This is a genomic window from Corynebacterium sp. HMSC074C05 (assembly GCF_001838325.1).
Lineage (GTDB): Bacteria > Actinomycetota > Actinomycetes > Mycobacteriales > Mycobacteriaceae > Corynebacterium > Corynebacterium amycolatum.
In genome coordinates, this window is the sequence record NZ_KV836292.1 from 86187 (window position 1) to 105662 (window position 19476).

Genomic DNA, 19476 nt, shown 5'->3' on the forward strand with positions numbered 1-19476 from the left:
GAACCGTTGCGACAGTGGTCAGGTCAGCGGCCCACTAACCCCGAAAGTTCCCAGCAAGCGTTTTAGCCCTCGTAGTCGGGGACGTTGCGCCAAGCCAACTTGTGGCGGAGCTTGACATCGATTTCCGGCAGCTTGATGATGTGCGCGACGTTTTCCCACGGTGCCAGGCGGACGTAGTTGTCCTTGCCCCAGTTGAACTGGTTACCGGTAATCAGGTCAGTGACATCCATGCGGTCGTGGTTGCGGAGTCCAATGCGATCCATGTCGAGGTGCACGGTAGCTTCCTGGGCATTCCATGGATCGAGGTTGAGAACAACGAGGATGGCATCGCCGGTGACCGGATCGTGCTTCGAGTAAGCCAGCAGGTTGTCATTGTCGATGTCGTGGAAGTGCAGGTTGCGCAGCTGCTGCAGAGCCGGGTGCTCCCGGCGAATCTTGTTCAGCGTGGCAATGAACGGTTCCAGCGAGTTGCCGGTCGCCAGCGCCTGGTCGTAATCGCGGCTGCGGAGCTGGTACTTCTCGCTGTCGAGGTACTCCTCGGAGCCCTCCTTGACCGGGACATTTTCAAACAGCTCGAAGCCGGAGTACATGCCCCACAGCGGAGAAAGGGTTGAAGCTAGCGCGGCGCGGATAGCGAAGGCGCCACGGCCGCCCTTGACCAGGAAATCATGCAGAATATCTGGGGTATTAACCCATAGGGATGGGCGAGCGATGTCCGCATGGCGGGTAATCTCCTCGCCGAATTCGGTCAGCTCTTCCTTCGTAGTCTTCCACGGGAAGTAGATGTAGGACTGAGTGAAGCCAGCTTTGGCCAGGCCGTAGAGACGGGCCGGGGTAGTGAAGGCCTCGGCGAGGAAGATGACCTCCGGGTTGGTTTCGTGAACGGTTTCAATCAGCCATTCCCAGAAGTTGCCCGGCTTGGTGTGGGGGTTGTCCACGCGGAAGACCTTGACTCCACGCTTGACCCAAAACTTCACTACACGCAGAACCTCTGCGTACAGGCCCTTGGCATCGTTGTCGAAGTTCAGCGGGTAGATGTCCTGGTACTTCTTCGGCGGATTCTCGGCGTAGGCAATGGTGCCGTCCGGAAGCACAGTGAACCACTCCGGGTGAGCCTTAGCCCACGGGTGGTCCGGTGCACACTGGAGCGCTAGGTCGATAGCGACCTCTAGATCGCGCTCCTTAGCAGCCTTGATGAACTCCTTGAAGTCCTTTTCGTCACCGAGGCTCGGGTGGATGGCGTCGTGGCCACCTTCTGCGGAGCCGATAGCCCACGGAGAACCGACATCGCCCGGTTCCGGGGTCAGGGTGTTGTTGCGACCCTTGCGGTTGATTTCACCGATTGGATGAATCGGTGGCAGATAGACCGTGTCGAAGCCCATGCGCTGTGCGCGATCAAGCTGTGCAACCGAGGTCTTGAATGTGCCGTGCAGCAGCTCGCCGTTTTCGCCGTAACCACCGTTAGAACGGGGGAAGAACTCGTACCAAGAGGAGTACAGGGCTTCGCGGCGGTCAACCTTGATCTTGCGGGTCTTTCCGCGGGTCAAAAGGTCGCGTACCGGGTGCGCCTGCAAAATGGCGCGGGTCTCGTCGGAAAGCGCGGCTGCGATGCGGGCGCGAAGATCGCCGTCGCCGCGCAGACCTGCGGCGATGGAACGTAGGTGGTTGCGGTGGATAGCAGCGGCACCAGCGGCGGCGCGGTCGAAGAGAGCGGCACCAATTTCTAGATCATTAGAAAGCTCAGCTTCGTTCTGACCGGCCTCGAACTTCTTGGTGATAGCGTTGCGCCATGTTGCCATCGGGTCTGACCAGGCATCAATGCGAATGGTCCACAGTCCGGGGACGTCTGGGACGAAGGTGGCATTGACCTGATTTGGATCATGGTCAGAAAAGTGCATTGGAATGCGCTGTGAGCGGGAAGCAAAAGCTGATTCCTTCGGCCCCTTAACGTTGAGCGTAGCGTTCATCGCGTCGTGGCCTTCTCGCCAAATGACGGCGAAGGTTGGGACGACTTCACCCACTACGGCCTTCGATGGAGTTGCACCACCGTTGATTTGAGGACGGATGTCATCAATACCGATTCGACCAGTCATAAAAGACGTTCTCCTAATTGTCGGCGAGCTAGGTGAAAATCGAAGCAAAAGCCATCTCGAGTGAACTCGATTTGCTCTCTACCGAGGATAGTTGAGAATGTCCGAGCGCACATTTGGGCAAAGTTAGGGCACCATGGATGTGTGGCTGAATTGGAAGAAGACTTTAACGAAGATCTGTTAATCGACTTTCGCGACGTACACCTCATCCGTGGTGGCCGTACGCTGGTCGGGCCGGTGGATTGGCAAGTAGAACTTGACGAGCGCTGGGTCATCATGGGGCCGAACGGTGCAGGCAAGACTTCTTTAATGCGCATTGCCGCAGCGGAGGAGTTCCCGTCTTCAGGGGTGGCCCATGTGATGGGAGAGCAGATTGGTCGCACCGACATGCGTGATTTGCGCACCATGATCGGTTTGACGTCGTCGTCGATTGCTCACCGCATACCCAATGATGAAAAGGTCGCGGACCTTGTTATTTCCGCCAGTTACTCCGTCTTGGGCCGCTGGCGTGAGACCTATGAAGAGATGGATTTCGAACAGCTCTCCGAGATTCTCGAGCGCATGGGCGCTGAGCATCTTGCCGACCGCACCTGGGGAACTCTCAGTGAGGGAGAGCGAAAGCGCGTGCTCATCGCACGAGCCATGATGGTCAACCCTGAATTGCTGCTTCTCGACGAGCCGGGCGCTGGGCTCGACCTGGGCGGTCGTGAGGACCTGGTCGGTTACTTAGGCGAACTCGCGCTCGACCCGGATGCGCCGGCGATGGTGATGATTACGCACCACCCGGAAGAGATTCCGTACGGCTTCACCCATGCGATGCTCCTTGACGAGGGCAATGTCATTGCGCAGGGGCTTATTGACGACGTCCTGACCAGTGAGAACCTGACCAAGGCTTTCCACCAGGAAATCGTCGTCGATCGCATCGATGATCGCTACTTTGCGCGCCGGGCACGGCCTGCTGGAAAGCACCGGAAGAAGTAGACGCTCATGGCGGTTTCGACACCTGAAACTCCGAATACGCCCGCGTCGCCGAAACTGGCAGCGACTGTATTGCTGCTCCGTGACACCCACTGCGGGCTCGAGGTCTACGTTCAAGAACGTGTATCCTCAATGCGCTTTGCGGCCAATATGACCGTGTTTCCCGGCGGTGGAGTAGACCGACGTGATTTCCCCGCTGTCGCGAATGAGGGCATGACCGTGACCGAGCCGTCGGAAGCCGACCCCGAGTCGCGGATTGCACAGGCTTTTAACGTCGACCGCGCGCGGGCGCACGCGCTCACCTGTGCGGCCGTGCGTGAGACCTTTGAGGAAACAGGCACTCTGTTGGTTCGCGATGCTGGCGGTGAGATTGTCGCAGATGGCCACTGCTTCCACCGTCAGCGACGGCAGTTGGAAGCCCACGAGTTGTCATTGACGGATTTCCTTAGCAATGAAAATCTGGTGCTCGATGCCGAACTCGTCAGTCCTTGGGCTAACTGGGTGACACCCGAATCCAACCCCATTCGCTACGACACCTATTTCTTCCTCGCCGCGCTTCCCGACGGTCAAAGGGCCGACGGTGACACCTCTGAGGCGTCATCTTCGGGTTGGTTCCGCCCGACTACGATTTTGGATGGATGGCGCCGTGGGTTACTTGGCCTCATGCCTCCGACCTGGGCGCAACTGACTCGCTTGGACGGTGTCAGTACTGTGGCGGAGGCTCTCGAGGCAGCTAGAAACACTCCGGTGCGACGCACCAGTAGTGACTTCCTCGGGGAACCTTTTATGGATGAGTACTTTGCCGTTGCCACCCACATGGGGCATTTGCGAAAAGGCATGAACCGTTAATCGACTACTCAATCCCGCTAATCGGCTAACCCCTAATTGGAAGGAGATAACGAGTGTCCGTGTCCGCTGCAGAGGTGGCCGCTGTTGCGGCTCACCCGGAGTGGCTAGATGAGGCCGACCAACTCGCGCTTACTAAAAAGTCTCTGATTGCAGACTCCGCGCATCTACGCCAACACTGTGGCGAGTTTGGTCGTGCGGTCATTGAAGTCGCAACAGCTCGGCGTTCGGCGGTCAGCAAACTGCCAGGGGACTGGATTTTCTCTTCCGAAGCAGCGCAACAGGCCACGCCCTTTGTCGTCGCGCTGGCTCGCGCTCGTAGGCTTTCGCATCTCGGTGTCGAAGCAGTGGCCGATGTGACCTGCTCCATTGGTACTGAAGTGGCAGCGATTGACCACGAGGGCCTGACCGTTGTCGGGTCTGATCTCGACCTTGCACGGCTGGCCATGGCGCGGCATAACGTCGGCAAGAACATCTTCGCGCAGGCCGATGCTTTGCAACCGGCCTTTGACGCACCTGTCATTGTCGCTGACCCTGCACGCCGTTCTGGTGGGCGTAGGATCACCAACCCGGAGGACCTGCTTCCGCCACTGTCGGCGCTCATAGCCGCCTGGCCAGATAGAGAACTAGCTATCAAATGCGCGCCGGGGCTCGACTTCAGCGAGTGGAGCGGGGAAGTAGCTGTCACTTCGGTCGACGGTGCGGTCAAGGAGGCGTGTCTATATACGCCGGGGCTGGTCAGAGTTACCGAGGGGCAATCCGTAACGCGGTCGGCGATGGTTGTCCAGACCGTCGATAAGCACAGGCCATTAGAGTTGTCGGCGGTGAACGTGCAGACATACGACGACACCATGCCTGACGACATCGACGTACGGGCGGCCGGTCGGTACATCATTGACCCGGACGGAGCAATCGTGCGCGCCGGGCTGGTGCGGCATTTTGCGGCGGCACATGGGCTGTGGCAGCTCGATGAACGGATTGCGCATCTTAGCGGTGATGCGTTGCCACAGGGCATTGCCGGGTTTGAAGTTATTGAGCAAGTGAATTTGAAGCAGGTTCGCAAGGCGCTGGCGGCGTTGGATTGCGGGGCGGCGGAGATTCTCGTGCGCGGTGTGGACGTGAACCCGGACGTGTTGCGCAAGCAGTGGAAGCTGAAAGGTGCCAGGGCATTGGCAGTGGTGATCACGCGTATTGGGCGGAGCGCGACGGCGTTTATCTGTGAGCCTCGAGAGATCGGTTAAGGACCGCGTTACGACGGAAAATTGGTGGGGGTAGCCTGTTGGGGATCGGTGTTTGCTGTTGGCGAATACCACGGAGACAACTGCGATCGGTTGCGTATTATTAACCTCTGACATGCGGAAATGGCATGTTAGCGGGTGGGGTGGGCTCGTGGCGTGAGAAAAAATTTAAAAAAATAACGACATTGTTATCTGGATCACCTTCGCATTGGCGACAGGTTCTGTTATCTTCAACACAGACGACCTAGAGCGTGGCCTGGTTCACTTTATTGTGAGGTGGCTTGCGAAGTAAGGTCAGATAAACGTTCACCAGTAATCAACCAGTAAGGACGACAGAAAAATGCCGAACATTGTGGTTCTGGTCAAGCAGGTTCCGGACACCTGGTCCGAGCGTAAGCTCACCGATGACAAGTTTGTCCTCGATCGTGAGTCTGCAGACGCAGTTCTCGACGAGATTAATGAGAACGCTGTTGAGGCTGCCCTGCAGCTGAAGGAAGAGCACGGCGGTAACGTTACCGTCGCAACTGTTGGCCCGGATCGTGCCATCGAGGCACTGCGCAAGGCTCTGTCCATGGGTGCTGACGACGCCGTCATTCTTTCGGACGACGCACTTGAGGGCTCTGACGCAGTCCAGACTGCATGGGCTCTGTCCAACGTCATTGACACCCTCGAGGATGTTGACCTCATCATCACCGGTAACGCCTCCACTGACGGCGGCACCGGCTCCGTTCCGGCTGTCCTCGGTGTTTACCGCGACCTCCCGGTTCTGACTCACCTGCGCTCTGTGGCTATCGAGGGTGACTCCATCACCGGTGAGCGCGAGGTTGAAGACGGCATCTACCAGCTCAAGGCATCCCTGCCGGCAGTCGTCTCCGTCACTGAGAAGGCAAACAGCCCGCGCTTCGCATCCTTCAAGGGCATCATGGCCGCTAAGAAGAAGCCGGTCACCGAGCTGACCCTGGACGATGTTGCTGCTGAGGCAGAGCAGGTTGGTCTCGAAAACGCTGCTACCGGTGTCACTGGCTCCACTCCGAAGCCTGCTAAGACCGCTGGTGAGCGCATTAACGATGAGGGAGACGGCGGCGCCAAGCTGGCCGAGTACCTCAAGGCCCAGAAGTTCATCTAAGGCGCTTGACGCGAATAGAAGACAAATAGAGATACAAGTAGGAGAAAGATCACTATGACCGACGTCCTCGTTCTCGTCGAGCACGCAAATGGCGAGCTGAAGAACACCACCGCTGAACTGCTGACTGCTGCTTCCGCATTCGGCACCCCGGCTGCAGTTGTCGTGGGCACCCCGGGCACCGCTGCTGGCTTTGCAGAGACCCTGGCTTCCTACGGCGCTGGCGAGATTCTCGCTGCTGAGTCGGACGATGCCGCTAAGTACCTGATCACCCCTGAGGTTGACGTTCTCGTCGGCCTGGCCTCCGAGCGTGAGGTTCCGGTGCTGGTTTCCGCTTCCGCAACCGGCAAGGAAATCGCTGGCCGCGTTGCAGCACTGACCGGTTCCGGTCTGCTGTCCGACGTTGTTGCCATCAACGACGACGCTTCCGTTAAGTACTCCATCTTCGGTGGCGAGTACATCGTCGACGGTGTCGGCTACGGCGCATCCCCGGTCTACGCTCTGCGCCCGGGTTCCGTTGACCCGGAGGAGAAGTCCGGTTCCGCTGACGTCACTGAGATTGCATTCCCGGAGATCGGCAACAACGCTGTCGAGATCGTTTCCTTCGCACCGGCTGAGGGCGGCGACCGTCCGGAGCTGACCGAGGCTAAGCTGGTTGTTTCCGGTGGCCGCGGTGTCGCATCCGAGGATGGCTTCAAGAACGTTGTGGAGCCGCTGGCAGACGTTCTCGGCGCTGCTGTTGGTGCTTCCCGTGCCGCTGTTGACGCTGGCTACTACCCGGGTCAGTTCCAGGTCGGCCAGACCGGTAAGACCGTTTCCCCGGACCTCTACCTTGCTCTGGGTATCTCCGGTGCAATTCAGCACAAGGCCGGTATGCAGACCTCCAAGACCATCGTTGTGGTCAACAAGGACGAAGAGGCTCCACTGTTCGAGATTGCTGACTTCGGTGTCGTCGGTGACCTGTTCGACGTTGTTCCGCAGGCTATCGAGAACCTGAAGTAATACGCACTTGCCTTAAGACTGTTAGCCGGGAGTCAACTCGGTTAGCAACGACCTGCTCGGGGTGGGCACAGATTTCCACGTCTGTTCCCGCCCCGAGCGTTTTTGTATGGGACGGTTATTATTCGCCACTAATCGCACGCCATGTGGTGAGAGGATCTCGGTGATGGCGCGTAGTGAGTTTTAGGCGTGCCCGGCGTTATACTGCCTGCATGTCTAATGACCGCAATGTAGCCGTTCCACGTAAAATGAGTGACGTGAAGTCTTCCGCGAAGCCACGCCACTTTGTGGATCATGCTGCGACTACGCCATTGCGTCCAGAAGCACGCACAGCGATGGTCGATAACCTAGATTTGGCCAACCCTTCGGGGCAGTACGCTACCGCTCGCGTTGCTAAGAAAGTTCTGGAGGAGTCGCGCGAAGAGATTGCGGAGCTGCTTGGTGCCGACCCTATTGAGGTAGTTTTTACCTCTGGAGGCACGGAGGCCGACAATCTGGCAGTTTCCGGCTTGTACTTCAAGGCGACAGGTTCAGACATTGTGGTTCCGCCCATTGAACACGACGCTGTGTTGAAGACCTGTCGTCATTTGGAGAAGGAACACTGGGCGCGAATTGTCCCTGCCCCGGTGGATGCCTCTGGCAGAGTGGATTTAGAGGCCTTTCCCACGCTGGACAGAAACTCCACTGCACTGGTCACGTGTATGTGGGCCAACAATGAAACAGGGGCTGTACAACCGATTAGTGAGATTTCAGCGCTCGCTAGAAAAGCGCGGGTTCCTTTCCACATTGACGCTGTGCAGGCCGCTGGTCATGTGCCTATCGATTTTCATTCTTCGGGTGCCGCGACGATGGCAATCTCAGCCCATAAGTTTGGTGGACCTCGCGGTATCGGGGCGTTGTTAGTGCGTCGCGACATTACGCTTCGCCCACACAACAACGGTGGTGGCCAGGAGCGCGGATTGCGTTCCGGTACCCAGGATGTTGCATCGGCAGCGGGGATGGCGGCTGGTTTGCGCGCGGCGGTCTCTGACATGCAAGCCGAACATGACCGGGTTAAGAATCTCACTGAACAGCTGACTCATGCGATTGCCGGCATTGACGGTGCAATCGTGCACACAACTCAGCCGGCATTAGCTGGTCACGTATATGCCAGTTTTCCCGGTGCAGAAGCAGATAGCCTCATTATGCTTTTCGACGCTGCTGGTATCGATTGCTCAACCGGTTCGGCATGTAGTGCAGGCGTTAATCGTCCTTCTCATGTGCTCTCAGCCATGGGCGTGAGTGAGCCCGAGGCGCGTTCTGCCATCCGCTTTACGCTGGGGTGGACCTCGACGCAGGACGATGTCAATGCCGTTATCGCAGCACTGCCCGAAACAGTGATGCGAGCACGCAAGGCCGGCATGGCGTAGTAGTTGTTTGGTCTCACGGGCGCGGGGCCACTACGGCGGATCACTACAGGTCCGCTCAACGATGGTACGGTGACACGAGCTTTCCAACAGTGGCAAAACTAGGTGTACAAATCACAGAAAGGATTCACTATGCGTGTTTTGGCGGCTATGAGCGGTGGCGTCGATTCTTCGGTCGCAGCTGCTCGCGCATTGGCAGCAGGACACGAGGTTGTGGGTGTGCACTTGGCCCTGTCGAAGGATCCGCAGTCCGTTCGCGCTGGCTCCCGGGGTTGCTGTTCGCTGGAAGACTCCGGCGACGCGCGACGGGTATGCGACGAATTGGGAATTCCGTTCTATGTATGGGACTTCTCCGAGCGATTCAAAGAAGAGGTCGTGGATGACTTCTATGACTCATACGAACGCGGCGAAACTCCCAACCCCTGCCTGCGCTGCAACGAACGGATTAAGTTCGCAGCTCTGCTGGAACGCGGTCTGGCGCTCGGCTTCGACGCGGTGGTAACTGGTCACTACGCTTTGCTTGGCGACGATGGTCTGTTGCGCCGTGGCCGCGATATGAAAAAGGATCAGTCCTACGTCCTTGGAGTGCTCGACCGTGAGCAACTCAACCACTCCCTTTTCCCGGTCGGCGATACCGAAAAGCCCGAGATCCGCGAAGAAGCGCGCGATATGGGGCTGGGCACGGCAAATAAACCAGATTCTTACGATATTTGTTTCATTCCGGATGGGAATACCCAGGCTTTTCTGGGCGCTAAAATTGGGCGTCGGCCAGGCCTTATCGTTGATAAGGAGAGTGGCGATACCGTCGCTGAGCACGATGGTGTTTATGGGTTCACCATCGGCCAGCGCAAAGGCATTGGCCTGCCCGGGCCTATGGCTGACGGCAAGCCACGCTATGTCACTGGAATCGATGCGGATACCGCAACGGTGACCATTGGCACGGCCGAAGATCTGAAGGTCAATGTACTGCAGGCGGACCGCGCTATTTGGTTGGTTGAGCCTTCGGAGGTTGTGGCAGCGGCAGATGCAGGGAAACTGCAGGTGCAGGTACGTGCCCACGGTCAGCCTGTGGACTGCACAATCGATGTGAAGGCCGGTCCCGAAGATGCTCTCACCGGCCGAGGTGGTGCTTTTGAGCTAAAGCTCTCCGAGCCGCTTCGCGGTATCGCTCCAGGCCAGGCGGCGGTGCTGTATCACGTTGATCCGGCCGGAGACTACGTGCTCGGTTCTGGCACGATTATTGCTACTTGTTAATTCCTCATTCAGGAGAGCGCGTTTTCCGTGACATCTTTTGTCGGCTTAGGCCCCATGCCGGGTACCGATCCCCGTGCAGCAGCAGAGATCATTATTGGTGAATGCTTGGACGGACATGTAGCGCTGCCGCTACTTCCTGCGCGCGGCCTCGGTGCTGATTTGATTGGCCGCACGGCTGTACTCATGGCCGACCTGAACGTGGATAGGGGAGCGCGGAGCTGGAAGATAGCCGACAGAGCCGGCCGGCTTCAATCCCGGGCACGTGATTTTCTCGCCCGTGACATTGATGCCTGCGAAGAACTGTGGGAAACGGCGCCTCAGCTGGTTCGCCTGGTAGCAGCTGGCCCCTGGACTATGGCAGCTTCCGTGGAAACTGCCGGTGGCAGGTTAGTGGCAACAGACCCTGGCGCAGTTTCCTACTTCGCCGAATCTCTGGCTGCTGGCCTCATCGACCAGGCTGCCGATGTGCAACGTCGCTTTGGTTGTGCGGTGGAAGTCCTTCTCGTTGAGCCGATGCTCAGTGCAGTTGCCAGCGGGACAGTACGCGCGCCTTCAATGATGCTTGGTATCAACGGCTATCTCCCAGCTGTAGGTTCGCGTGAGATCGCCGAAGAGTACCGCCGTCTCACGTCCGAATTGCTTAACGACGGAATTGAGACCGCAATCGCCGTAGAGAGAATTGAGGGTGTGGAGCTCAGCGCAATCGCAGACTCCGGTGTTACCGGGTTGTGGATTCCGCATACCGAACTCTCGACGAATCGAAACCTGGACTTTGTCGCTGCAGTGGTCGATGAGGGGTTAGAGCTGCAGCTTGGCATCGTGCCCGTGCATGTAGCCGAGCGGGACGAATTTAGCGGAGAGGCCATCGGTAGCTCTCCGCGTGGATTAGCTGAGCAGGCTGCACGGTTGTGGGAGGAATTAGGCTTTTCCCATCAAGACCGTGCAAGCAAGCTCTCCATTGCCCCTGTGTCGGGATTCGCGCACAGCGACGTTGATGAAACTATTGCTCAGCTTCGTGCGGGTCGGGAGACAGCTGAGTTGATGCGTCGCGCTGCGGGGGATTTGTAGTCCCCGCGGTAGCGGAGACCAAAATCGCTTCCACGGCCTCTTCATGCCACGCAATGTAGGTATCCAACTGTTCGTCGTTAAGCGAAAGTGCCTCTACGGCAGTGACGGCGGAGTTGACAATGTTTTGGATTGTGCGTGCGACGAGATAGCCCTGAGATTCGGCGAGGCTGTCGAGCTTAGTGATTGCCACGACGAGAATGTCATGCAGTTCTGAGTGAATCGCACCGATTTCGCGCTGTGCATCTTGGTGAAAGTGGTAGGAAAAGACAGCGGTGCGCCACGCGTGCTTTGAGTCGCTGGCCATACTGATGTTGGCGCGGACGAATGCGCGAGCTGCGGAAATAGGGTCCTTTGCCTCTTTCACGGAAGTGGCGACGGTGGCTTTCCATTCGGGGAAGTCGCGTAGGACGAGCGCTGCGACCAGATCATCGACAGTGTTGTAGTAGCGATAAAAACTGGACCGAGCAATTCCGGCCTCCTTTGCAATCTCACCCACCTTAAGGGGTGCCTCGATGTCGCTAAGTGTTTGTTTTGCGAGCAGGCTGCTAGCGGCATCCATCAGCTTTTCATTGACTTGTCGACGGTGTTCGACAACGGTGGCCGCAGAAATTCTAGGCATGGCGAAATCCTCGGATTCTGAGAAGAAATGGAGCGTTCGTTTCCCTGATTTTATAAGTCACGGTGTTCTCATAATCTCAGGAATTGGAGACAATCCACAAGAAAATGCAGATAATCACCTAGAAAGGACACCCGCGTCATGTATCGGCGATTCAACGCCGCTTTATTTGGCACTAAACGACGCATGTGGCTCACCATCGTCGTGTCGTTGCTGGTAGTGGGGCTTCTGTCAGCAGTAGCGCCCTCTGTGGAGGACGTAAAGACGAATTCCGGCGACGGTCCGTCGGAAACTGCGCAGTCAGTGGAAGCGAAGAAGCGTCTCCATGAGGCATTTCCCACAGAACCAAATCTTCTTCCTGCCGTCGTAGTGTTGACGTCAGACTCTGCGAAGACCACTGAGAAGGCCGTGCACGATGTCCTCGCTGACCTGACTGAGCGGGATGGCGGTTTTACGCGGGCACCGATTAGTCCCGTGTGTACCAGCCTGGAAAGCCAGGTGCTTCGTGACGGCAAGTGCATCCCGGGTTCACCGGAAGGAACCCGGAGCGAAGATGGAAAGACTGTAACCATCGTTGTTCCCACGGTGGGCGACGCTACTGAGAAGTCCTACCGCGATGACATTGATGCACTGCGCGAGGATATTGCCGCAATCGCTGATAATGCCGACAAAAACGGCAACGTGGAAACGCACCTCACTGGCCCAGCGGGCATCGTCACCGATACCGTCAAGGTCTTTTCTTCTGGTGACCGAGTGCTCATGCTCGGAACCATTCTTTTGGTGCTGGTTATTCTGCTGCTGGTCTATCGCTCGCCAGTACTCGCAATCCTGCCACTGTTGGCCGTGGGCGTCGCAATGCGGCTGGCACAGAACGTCGGCGCGTTGCTCGCAGATGCCGGTGCCATTGAGATCAGCTCGCAGACCGCATCGATTATGACAGTGTTGCTCTTCGGTGTCGGTACTGACTATGCACTGATTATCAATGCCCGCTACCGTGAAGCACTGGCTACCCAGCGAGAAATGGGACAAGAGCTGAACCGTAATGCTGCCATGGTGGATGCAATGGGGCGTACTGGCGAGGTTCTCGCTAGCTCCGCAGGCACCATCATCCTGGCAATGATGGCGCTGCTGTTCACCAAGTCGCCAGCGTTGCAAGGCTTCGGTCCGTACCTCGCTATTGGTGTGGCCTCAATGGCCATCGTCGCTGCCGTGTTCCTGCCAGCGTTGTTCATTGCTGTGGGCAAGGCTGCATTCTGGCCGGGCGGATATGACAAGGCACTCCAGCGGGTCGACTCGAAGATGTGGACGCAGGTCGCCAATACCGTCGATAAGAAGCCGAAGGCCGTTTTGGCCGCAGGTCTGGCACTGTTGATTGTGATGTCACTGGGAGCGTTGAATTACAAGGAGTCTTTCAACTTCCTCACTGGCTTCCGCGTGGACACCGACTCTGCGGCAGGGCAGGAGATTGCGGCCCGCGATATTGGTGCGGGCGAAATTGCCCCGACTACCTTGCTTATCGAAGGGAAGAATCTCGACTTGCCGCAGCTGCAGCAGGCTGCTGAAGAGGTGGCAAAGAAGGATCCTGCGGATATCGCCCGAATTAGTGTCACTGCCCGTGATGTCACCGATGACGGTGAGACGGCACGCATGACTGTTGTGCTCAATCAGGATCCATACATCACAGAATCCATGGAAGCTCTGGAACCCATCAGCAATGATGTGCGCGATGCACTGAAGACGGCTGGTGCTTCCGCAGACACCGAAGTGACTGCGACTGGCGAAACCGCTGAGCTTAGCGACGTCCGCGCCGACCTCGATCGCGATATCAAGATGCTGGTGCCAGTGATGATTGCCATCGTCGCAATCGTGTTGGCAGTGCTACTCAAATCCCTACTAGCGCCGCTGTACTTGGCAGCGACACTGTTGCTGTCGTTCGTCGCCACGATGGGGCTAACCGTCCTAATTGCACTGAATATTCAGGGAGATGAGGGAATTGGTAACCGCGTGACTGCCTACATTCTGGTGTTCTTGATTGCGCTGGGGGTGGACTACACCATCTTTGTGATGAGTAGGCTGCGGCAGGAGCTGAAGCACCACGATATGCGTGAGGCAATGAAGATTGCCGTTGCCCGAACTGGCGGTGTGGTTTCATCGGCAGGTCTGATTCTGGCTGCTACCTTCGCAGTGCTGATGACTCAGCCAATCCGTGAGCTCTACCAGTTCGGTTTGGGCCTGGCACTTGGTATTTTGCTGGACACCTTCGTGGTCCGCCCCTTCATTGTCCCGGCCATTGTCCGACTGATTGGCGACAACGCACTGTGGCCGACAAAGCCGAGCAAGTTGCTCGCCGAAGCAAAGGAACAGCCGCGGGCAGAAATAGTCTCAGCCGAACACTAGTGGGCAGTGGCTAACAAGCCCTTCCGTGTGCAAGTACGGTGAGCCGACCTTAAGCGTCAGTAACGTCGGTCGGCCACCCGAAAGTGAAGTTAGATACGTCGCGGCCTTTGTCCGCCAGCCAACGCTGCAGGTTTTTCTTGTACTGGTAGTACGCGACAGCTTGCAGCTCCATGAGTTCGTCTCCCGATTTTTCGGTCAATTCACGGTAGTGACGCGCCATCACCCATGCGATGCGCGCGGCGGCGAGAGCATCCTCGGTGGCATCATGTGCCCCGTCTAGCCGCACCTGATAATGGCGACAGACATCAGTCAGCGTGCGCTTTTCATGCCGGTCCGGATCAAAGTGATGATCGAGCACAAAGGGATCCACAACCAGGCCATCAACCGTAAAGGTGGGGTCCTGCGAGTGCAGCACTGTCAGATCATAGGCAGCGTTGTACGCAATCACCGCCAGTCCATCGCGCCAGGCAGCTCGAAGACCCGCAATGGTATCCGCTAGCACTTCATCATGCGGACGCCCCTCCGCGCGAGCTTTTTCAGTGGTGATGCCATGCACGTCAGACGCAGCTTGCGGAATTTCGACACCGGGATCAGCGAGCATGATGGTGGAATCTTTGCCCAGCTCCGTCAGCCGGACCAATGCGGAAGTGACGATTTTGCAGGTACGAGGGTCCGTGCCGGTAGTCTCCAGATCAAACGCGAGCATGCGTCGCGGATCGAAATTATGCATGTCTCAACTGTAGCGGAGAGCACGGATTCACTGACGTGACAGGAACGGGTCAAGAGAATTTCAGTTCGACCGGCGCATCCGGGCAATGACATAGAATGAGCGACGTGACTTCCTCGACCGATGAGAACTCCGACCTGTCAACCTCCGATTTGTCTTCGTTTTCCAGCGCCCCCGCCTCCGAACCAGCGCCGGCGGACGTCCGGGAGAATTGGCAAAATCTAGCTACTCGCATTCGTGAAAACGCTGCGCTGTACTACACCGCACAGCCGGTTATCTCCGATGCTGAGTACGACGAGATGTTCCGTCAATTGCAGCACTTAGAGGAGCAGTGGCCCGATCTGGTGGTGCCGGACAGCCCCACGCAGCAGGTCGGTGCGCAGGTCGAAGCGCCTGCCGACGGCGAAGTGTTCGAGCCCGTTGAGCATCTCGAACGCCTCTACAGCTTGGATAATGTTTTCGATGAGCAGGAACTGCGCGACTGGTTGGCCCGCACTCCGGCCAGCACATACCTGACTGAGCTGAAGATCGATGGCCTGTCAATCGACCTGGTCTACGAGAAGGGCCGCCTTGTCCGGGCGGCCACCCGCGGAGACGGCCGCGTGGGGGAGAACGTCACCGCTAATGCGCGCACCATCGAAGATATTCCGCATGAAATCAGCGGCGAGAACATCCCCGACGTGCTCGAGGTACGCGGTGAAGTGTTTATCTCGTTGGAAGAGTTCGAACGCATCAATGCCGACCGCGTCGACGCAGGCCAGAAGCCGTTCGCGAACCCGCGTAACGCAGCTGCGGGTTCACTGCGACAAAAGGACGTTGCAGAAGTGGCAAAGCGCCGTTTGTCCATGATTTGCCATGGAATTGGCCATATCGAGGGATGGCGTCCGCAGTCCCAACACGAGGCCTATCGCGCTTTGGACGAGTGGGGTTTCCACGTGTCGCCGTATACAAAGCAGGTTCATTCCGCGGACGACGTCGTCAAGCAGATGCAGTACTGGGGAGAGCACCGCCACGATGCTATCCACGAGATGGACGGGCTTGTGGTCAAGGTTGACTCCCTTTCCGAGCAGCGCGCGCTGGGAGCGACCTCGCGGGCGCCACGCTGGGCGATTGCGTATAAGTACCCGCCAGAAGAGGTCACGACGGATCTGCTGGACATTCGAGTCTCCATCGGTCGAACTGGTCGTGCGACGCCATATGCCGTGATGAAGCCGGTTTTCGTGGCCGGATCAACTGTCGAGATGGCGACGCTGCACAACCCTTCTGAAGTGCACCGAAAGGGGGTGCTCATCGGGGACCGCGTGACCATCCGCAAGGCCGGTGACGTGATTCCAGAGGTGCTCGGCCCCGTGGCCGATCTCCGAGATGGCAGCGAGCGAAAGTACATTTACCCGACTCTCTGCCCCGAGTGCGGTACTCGTTTGGCTCCGGCAAAGGACAGCGATGCCGATTGGCGTTGCCCCAATACCCGCTACTGTCCAGGTCAGCTGCGTCGTCGAATTGAATTCCTCGCGTCCCGATCCGGATTTGATATCGAAAACCTGGGGGAGAGGGGTGCTGCCGATTTAATTCATCGCGGCGTGCTTGACGACGAGTCCCGCCTCTTCGACCTCACCGAGGAAGATTTGCTCGGCACTGAGGTCTACACCACGGCTTCGCGCAAAACGCTGAATGCCAATGGTAAGAAGCTGCTGGCCAATATTGAGGCAGCCAAGGATAAAGAGTTGTGGCGTGTATTGGTCAGTCTGTCTATTCGCCATGTGGGCCCGACGGTGGCGCGGACCCTGGCGCAGAAGTTCGGCTCGATGGAGGCGTTGCGGGCTGCGAGCCGCGAGGAGATTTCGGCTATCGATGGCATCGGCGAGATCATCGGCGATTCCGTAGCCGATTGGTTCGAGGTGGACTGGCACCGCGAGGTTGTCGAGCGCTGGGAAGCTGCGGGTGTGCGCATGGCCGATGAGGTCACCGATCGCCCAGATCAGGTGCTAGAGGGATTGACCGTGGTAGTCACCGGCTCTTTGGAGGACTTCACACGCGATAGCGCGAAGGAGGCCATTATCTCCCGTGGTGGTAAGGCCGCGGGGTCGGTGTCGAAGAAGACCGACTACGTGGTGGTTGGCGAAAACGCCGGCTCTAAGGCCACAAAGGCCGAGGAACTGGGCTTGCCCATCCTCGATGAGGATGGGTTCAAGCGGTTGCTGGAAATTGGTCAGGCTTAGCTGGGGCTTAGCCCAGCCGGGGCCTAAATCTTGGTCTCTTCCAGCTTCCAGACCTCATTGGCGTAATCGCGGATGGTGCGGTCGGAGGAGAAGCGGCCCGAACGGATGATGTTCAGGAAGCACTTCTTGGCCCATGCCAACTCGTCGCGGTAGTCCTCGGCCATGCGGTCACGGGTTTCGCGGTAGTCAGCGAAGTCGCCGAGGACGTAGTAGACATCGGCCGGCTCGTACCCGTTGGACTCTAGCAGCGAGAAGTGCAGGTCGTGGAACATTCCGCTGCCACCGTCATCAAAAGTGCCGTCGACAAGCGAATCGACAGCGCGCTTGAGCCCCGGCACCGTTTCGTAAGTGCCACGTGGGCTGTAGGTGCGGCGCAGCTCCGGCAGTTCCTCTTCCAGCGCACCGAAGATGTAGGCGTTCTCTTCGCCGGCGGCGTCGACGATTTCGACGTTTGCGCCGTCCATGGTGCCCAGCGTCAGTGCGCCGTTCATCATGAACTTCATGTTCGAGGTACCCGAAGCCTCCTTACCGGCAGTGGAAATCTGCTCGGAGACGTCGGTGGCTGGGATGATGTGCTCTGCCGGGGTGACGTTGTAGTTCTCAACGAAGGCGACCTGCAGGCGACCGTCCATGTCCGGATCGTTGTTGACCTTGTCCGCGATAGCGTTGATGAACTTAATGATGGCCTTCGCGCGAACGTAGCCTGGGGCGGCCTTGGCACCGAAGATCAATACGCGCGGTGGCACGTCCAGCGCTGGGTCTTCCTTGATGCGGTAGTAGAGATCCAGGATGTAGAGCGCGTTGAGAAGCTGGCGCTTGTACTCGTGCAGACGCTTAATCTGGGTATCGAAGATGGCGTCCGGGTTCACCGAAATACCCTGACGGTGCTCCAGCCAGGTGGCGAAGTCCTTCTTGTTCTCGTGCTTGATGTCGAGAATCTCACGCAACACGGCCTCGTCGTCAGCAAACTTTTCGAGCTCAGCGAGCTTGTCCAGGTCGGTGACCCAGGCATCCGAACCCGACAGGCGAGTCAGCAGTGCCGACAGGCGCGGGTTGCACTGGTTGAGCCAGCGGCGCGGGGTGACTCCGTTGGTCTTGTTGTTGAAGCGCTCCGGCCAGATATCGTGCCAGTCCTTCAACGTTTCGCGCTTAATGATTTCCGTGTGCAGAGCGGCAACACCGTTGATGGAGTACGCGGCGTAGCAGGCGATCCACGCCATGTGGATGCGGCCGTGGGAAATCGGCGCCATGTAGTCAATCTTGCCCTGGTCGAAACCGCGCTCTGCCAGGTCTTCGCGGAACCGGCGGTCGATCTCACGGGTGATCTCTAGAACGCGGCCGAAGAGACGGTCAAAAATGGAGTATTCCCAGGTCTCCAACGCTTCTGCCAGAACGGTGTGGTTGGTGTAGGCGAAAGTGTTGGAAACGACGTTCCAGGCGTCGTCCCAGCTCATATCGTGCTCATCCAGGAGCAGACGCATCAGCTCTGGGATCGCGAGCACCGGGTGGGTGTCATTGAGCTGAATGGAGTTGTACTTATGGAAATCGCGCAGGTCCTCGCCGTGATTCTCGATGTAAGAATCAATCATCGTCTGCAGCGAAGCCGAGACGAAGAAGTACTGCTGGCGAACGCGCAGGACCTTGCCGTCATAGGTCGAGTCATTCGGGTAGAGCACGCGGCATAGGTCATGGACGCGCTCCCGTTCGACAATGGCGTCGGTGAAACGCTGTGAGTTGAAGGCGTCATAGTCGAACTCACGCATTGGCTCCGAGTGCCACAGGCGCAGCGTGCCGACGTTATCGGTGCCATAGCCGGTAATTGGCATGTCATATGGAACAGCGCGCACGACCAGGTCATCAAAGGTGACAATCTTGGACAGTTCCTCGCGACGAATGACGAAGGGATAGCCCTCTTCCATCCACGGATCCGGGTGCTCATCCTGGAAGCCGTTTTCAAAGCTCTGCTTGAACAGACCGTAGCGGTAGAGGATGCCATAACCGGTCACCGGCAGATTCTGCGTGGCACAGGAATCCAGGAAGCAGGCGGCCAGACGCCCCAGGCCACCGTTACCGAGAGCGGCGTCGTGTTCGGCCTCGAGCACGTCTGTCAGATTCTTGCCGTACTTTTCCACCGCAGCGGAGGCCTCGTCCACCAGGCCTGCATTGAGCAGGTTGTTTAGCAGGGCGCGACCCATGAGGAACTCGGCGGAGAAGTAGTGCTGCTGGCGGGTAGCAGCGTATGCCTCCGTGGTGCGCTGCCAGTTGTCCGCTAAGTCATCGACAACAACCCGTGACAGACCGGACCAGAATTCCATCTCAGTGGACGACTGGGGGACACGGCCGGATTCGGCACGAACGTGGGATCCGACGAGGTCACTCAAGTTCGACATCAAAGAAGCTCCTTATTGACTGGTATCATTTCCAGACTTTACCGCTAAGCGTGAATCACTGCGCTCCATAGGGGAGGAGCCATAGGGTAAGAGCTTCGAGCAGAAGGGAGTAGCCCACAGAAGGG

Annotated in this window: 14 protein-coding genes; 10 read left to right on the plus strand and 4 right to left on the minus strand. The window is 58.0% G+C overall.

Annotation, left to right across the window (positions count from 1 at the left end; genetic code table 11):
- Positions 1 to 62: 62 nt before the first annotated feature.
- Positions 63 to 2093 (minus strand): alpha-1,4-glucan--maltose-1-phosphate maltosyltransferase, encoded by a 2031-nt coding sequence (locus tag HMPREF3042_RS06600; RefSeq protein WP_070856610.1) that lies wholly within the window; start codon positions 2091 to 2093, stop codon positions 63 to 65.
- A 141-nt stretch (positions 2094 to 2234) separates the two neighbouring features.
- Between HMPREF3042_RS06600 and HMPREF3042_RS06605 the strand changes: the two genes are divergently transcribed.
- From HMPREF3042_RS06605 to HMPREF3042_RS06640, 8 genes are all read left to right on the plus strand, one after another.
- Complete coding sequence (locus HMPREF3042_RS06605) at positions 2235 to 3071, plus strand: ABC transporter ATP-binding protein (RefSeq protein ID WP_038628508.1); 837 nt, start codon at positions 2235 to 2237, stop codon at positions 3069 to 3071.
- Positions 3072 to 3077: 6 nt separating this feature from the next.
- Positions 3078 to 3917: an NUDIX hydrolase gene (locus tag HMPREF3042_RS06610; protein ID WP_070856611.1), complete on the plus strand. Its 840-nt coding sequence runs from the start codon at positions 3078 to 3080 to the stop codon at positions 3915 to 3917.
- 53 nt (positions 3918 to 3970) lie between these two features.
- Complete coding sequence (locus tag HMPREF3042_RS06615; RefSeq protein ID WP_070856612.1) at positions 3971 to 5155, plus strand: THUMP-like domain-containing protein; 1185 nt, start codon at positions 3971 to 3973, stop codon at positions 5153 to 5155.
- Positions 5156 to 5492: 337 nt separating this feature from the next.
- Positions 5493 to 6278 (plus strand): electron transfer flavoprotein subunit beta/FixA family protein, encoded by a 786-nt coding sequence (locus HMPREF3042_RS06620; protein ID WP_070856613.1) that lies wholly within the window; start codon positions 5493 to 5495, stop codon positions 6276 to 6278.
- Between the two features lie 54 nt (positions 6279 to 6332).
- Positions 6333 to 7277: an electron transfer flavoprotein subunit alpha/FixB family protein gene (locus HMPREF3042_RS06625; protein WP_038628515.1), complete on the plus strand. Its 945-nt coding sequence runs from the start codon at positions 6333 to 6335 to the stop codon at positions 7275 to 7277.
- A gap of 245 nt (positions 7278 to 7522) precedes the next feature.
- Positions 7523 to 8683 carry a cysteine desulfurase family protein gene (locus HMPREF3042_RS06630; protein ID WP_070856747.1) on the plus strand — a complete coding sequence of 387 codons (1161 nt, stop codon included), beginning with the start codon at positions 7523 to 7525 and terminating at the stop codon, positions 8681 to 8683.
- A 129-nt stretch (positions 8684 to 8812) separates the two neighbouring features.
- The gene (gene mnmA, locus HMPREF3042_RS06635) at positions 8813 to 9934 is read left to right on the plus strand and encodes a tRNA 2-thiouridine(34) synthase MnmA (protein ID WP_070856614.1); all 1122 of its coding nucleotides are present in this window, start codon (positions 8813 to 8815) and stop codon (positions 9932 to 9934) included.
- Positions 9935 to 9961: 27 nt separating this feature from the next.
- Positions 9962 to 11002, plus strand: coding sequence for a uroporphyrinogen decarboxylase/cobalamine-independent methonine synthase family protein (locus HMPREF3042_RS06640; protein WP_070856615.1), 1041 nt, complete (start codon positions 9962 to 9964; stop codon positions 11000 to 11002).
- On the opposite strand, the gene HMPREF3042_RS06645 is transcribed toward HMPREF3042_RS06640, so the two are convergent.
- Positions 10935 to 11621: a TetR/AcrR family transcriptional regulator gene (locus tag HMPREF3042_RS06645; protein WP_083327435.1), complete on the minus strand. Its 687-nt coding sequence runs from the start codon at positions 11619 to 11621 to the stop codon at positions 10935 to 10937. The genes HMPREF3042_RS06640 and HMPREF3042_RS06645 overlap by 68 nt on opposite strands.
- A gap of 183 nt (positions 11622 to 11804) precedes the next feature.
- Between HMPREF3042_RS06645 and HMPREF3042_RS06650 the strand changes: the two genes are divergently transcribed.
- Complete coding sequence (locus tag HMPREF3042_RS06650; RefSeq protein ID WP_246822354.1) at positions 11805 to 14015, plus strand: MMPL family transporter; 2211 nt, start codon at positions 11805 to 11807, stop codon at positions 14013 to 14015.
- A gap of 49 nt (positions 14016 to 14064) precedes the next feature.
- On the opposite strand, the gene HMPREF3042_RS06655 is transcribed toward HMPREF3042_RS06650, so the two are convergent.
- Positions 14065 to 14745, minus strand: coding sequence for a 3'-5' exonuclease (locus tag HMPREF3042_RS06655; RefSeq protein WP_070856618.1), 681 nt, complete (start codon positions 14743 to 14745; stop codon positions 14065 to 14067).
- Positions 14746 to 14840: 95 nt separating this feature from the next.
- On the opposite strand from HMPREF3042_RS06655, the gene ligA reads away from it, so the two are divergent.
- Entirely contained in the window at positions 14841 to 16961 is a 2121-nt protein-coding gene (gene ligA / locus HMPREF3042_RS06660; RefSeq protein WP_141764790.1) for an NAD-dependent DNA ligase LigA, read from the plus strand.
- Between the two features lie 23 nt (positions 16962 to 16984).
- On the opposite strand, the gene HMPREF3042_RS06665 is transcribed toward ligA, so the two are convergent.
- The gene (locus HMPREF3042_RS06665; RefSeq protein ID WP_070856619.1) at positions 16985 to 19351 is read right to left on the minus strand and encodes a glycogen/starch/alpha-glucan phosphorylase; all 2367 of its coding nucleotides are present in this window, start codon (positions 19349 to 19351) and stop codon (positions 16985 to 16987) included.
- Positions 19352 to 19476: the final 125 nt, after the last annotated feature.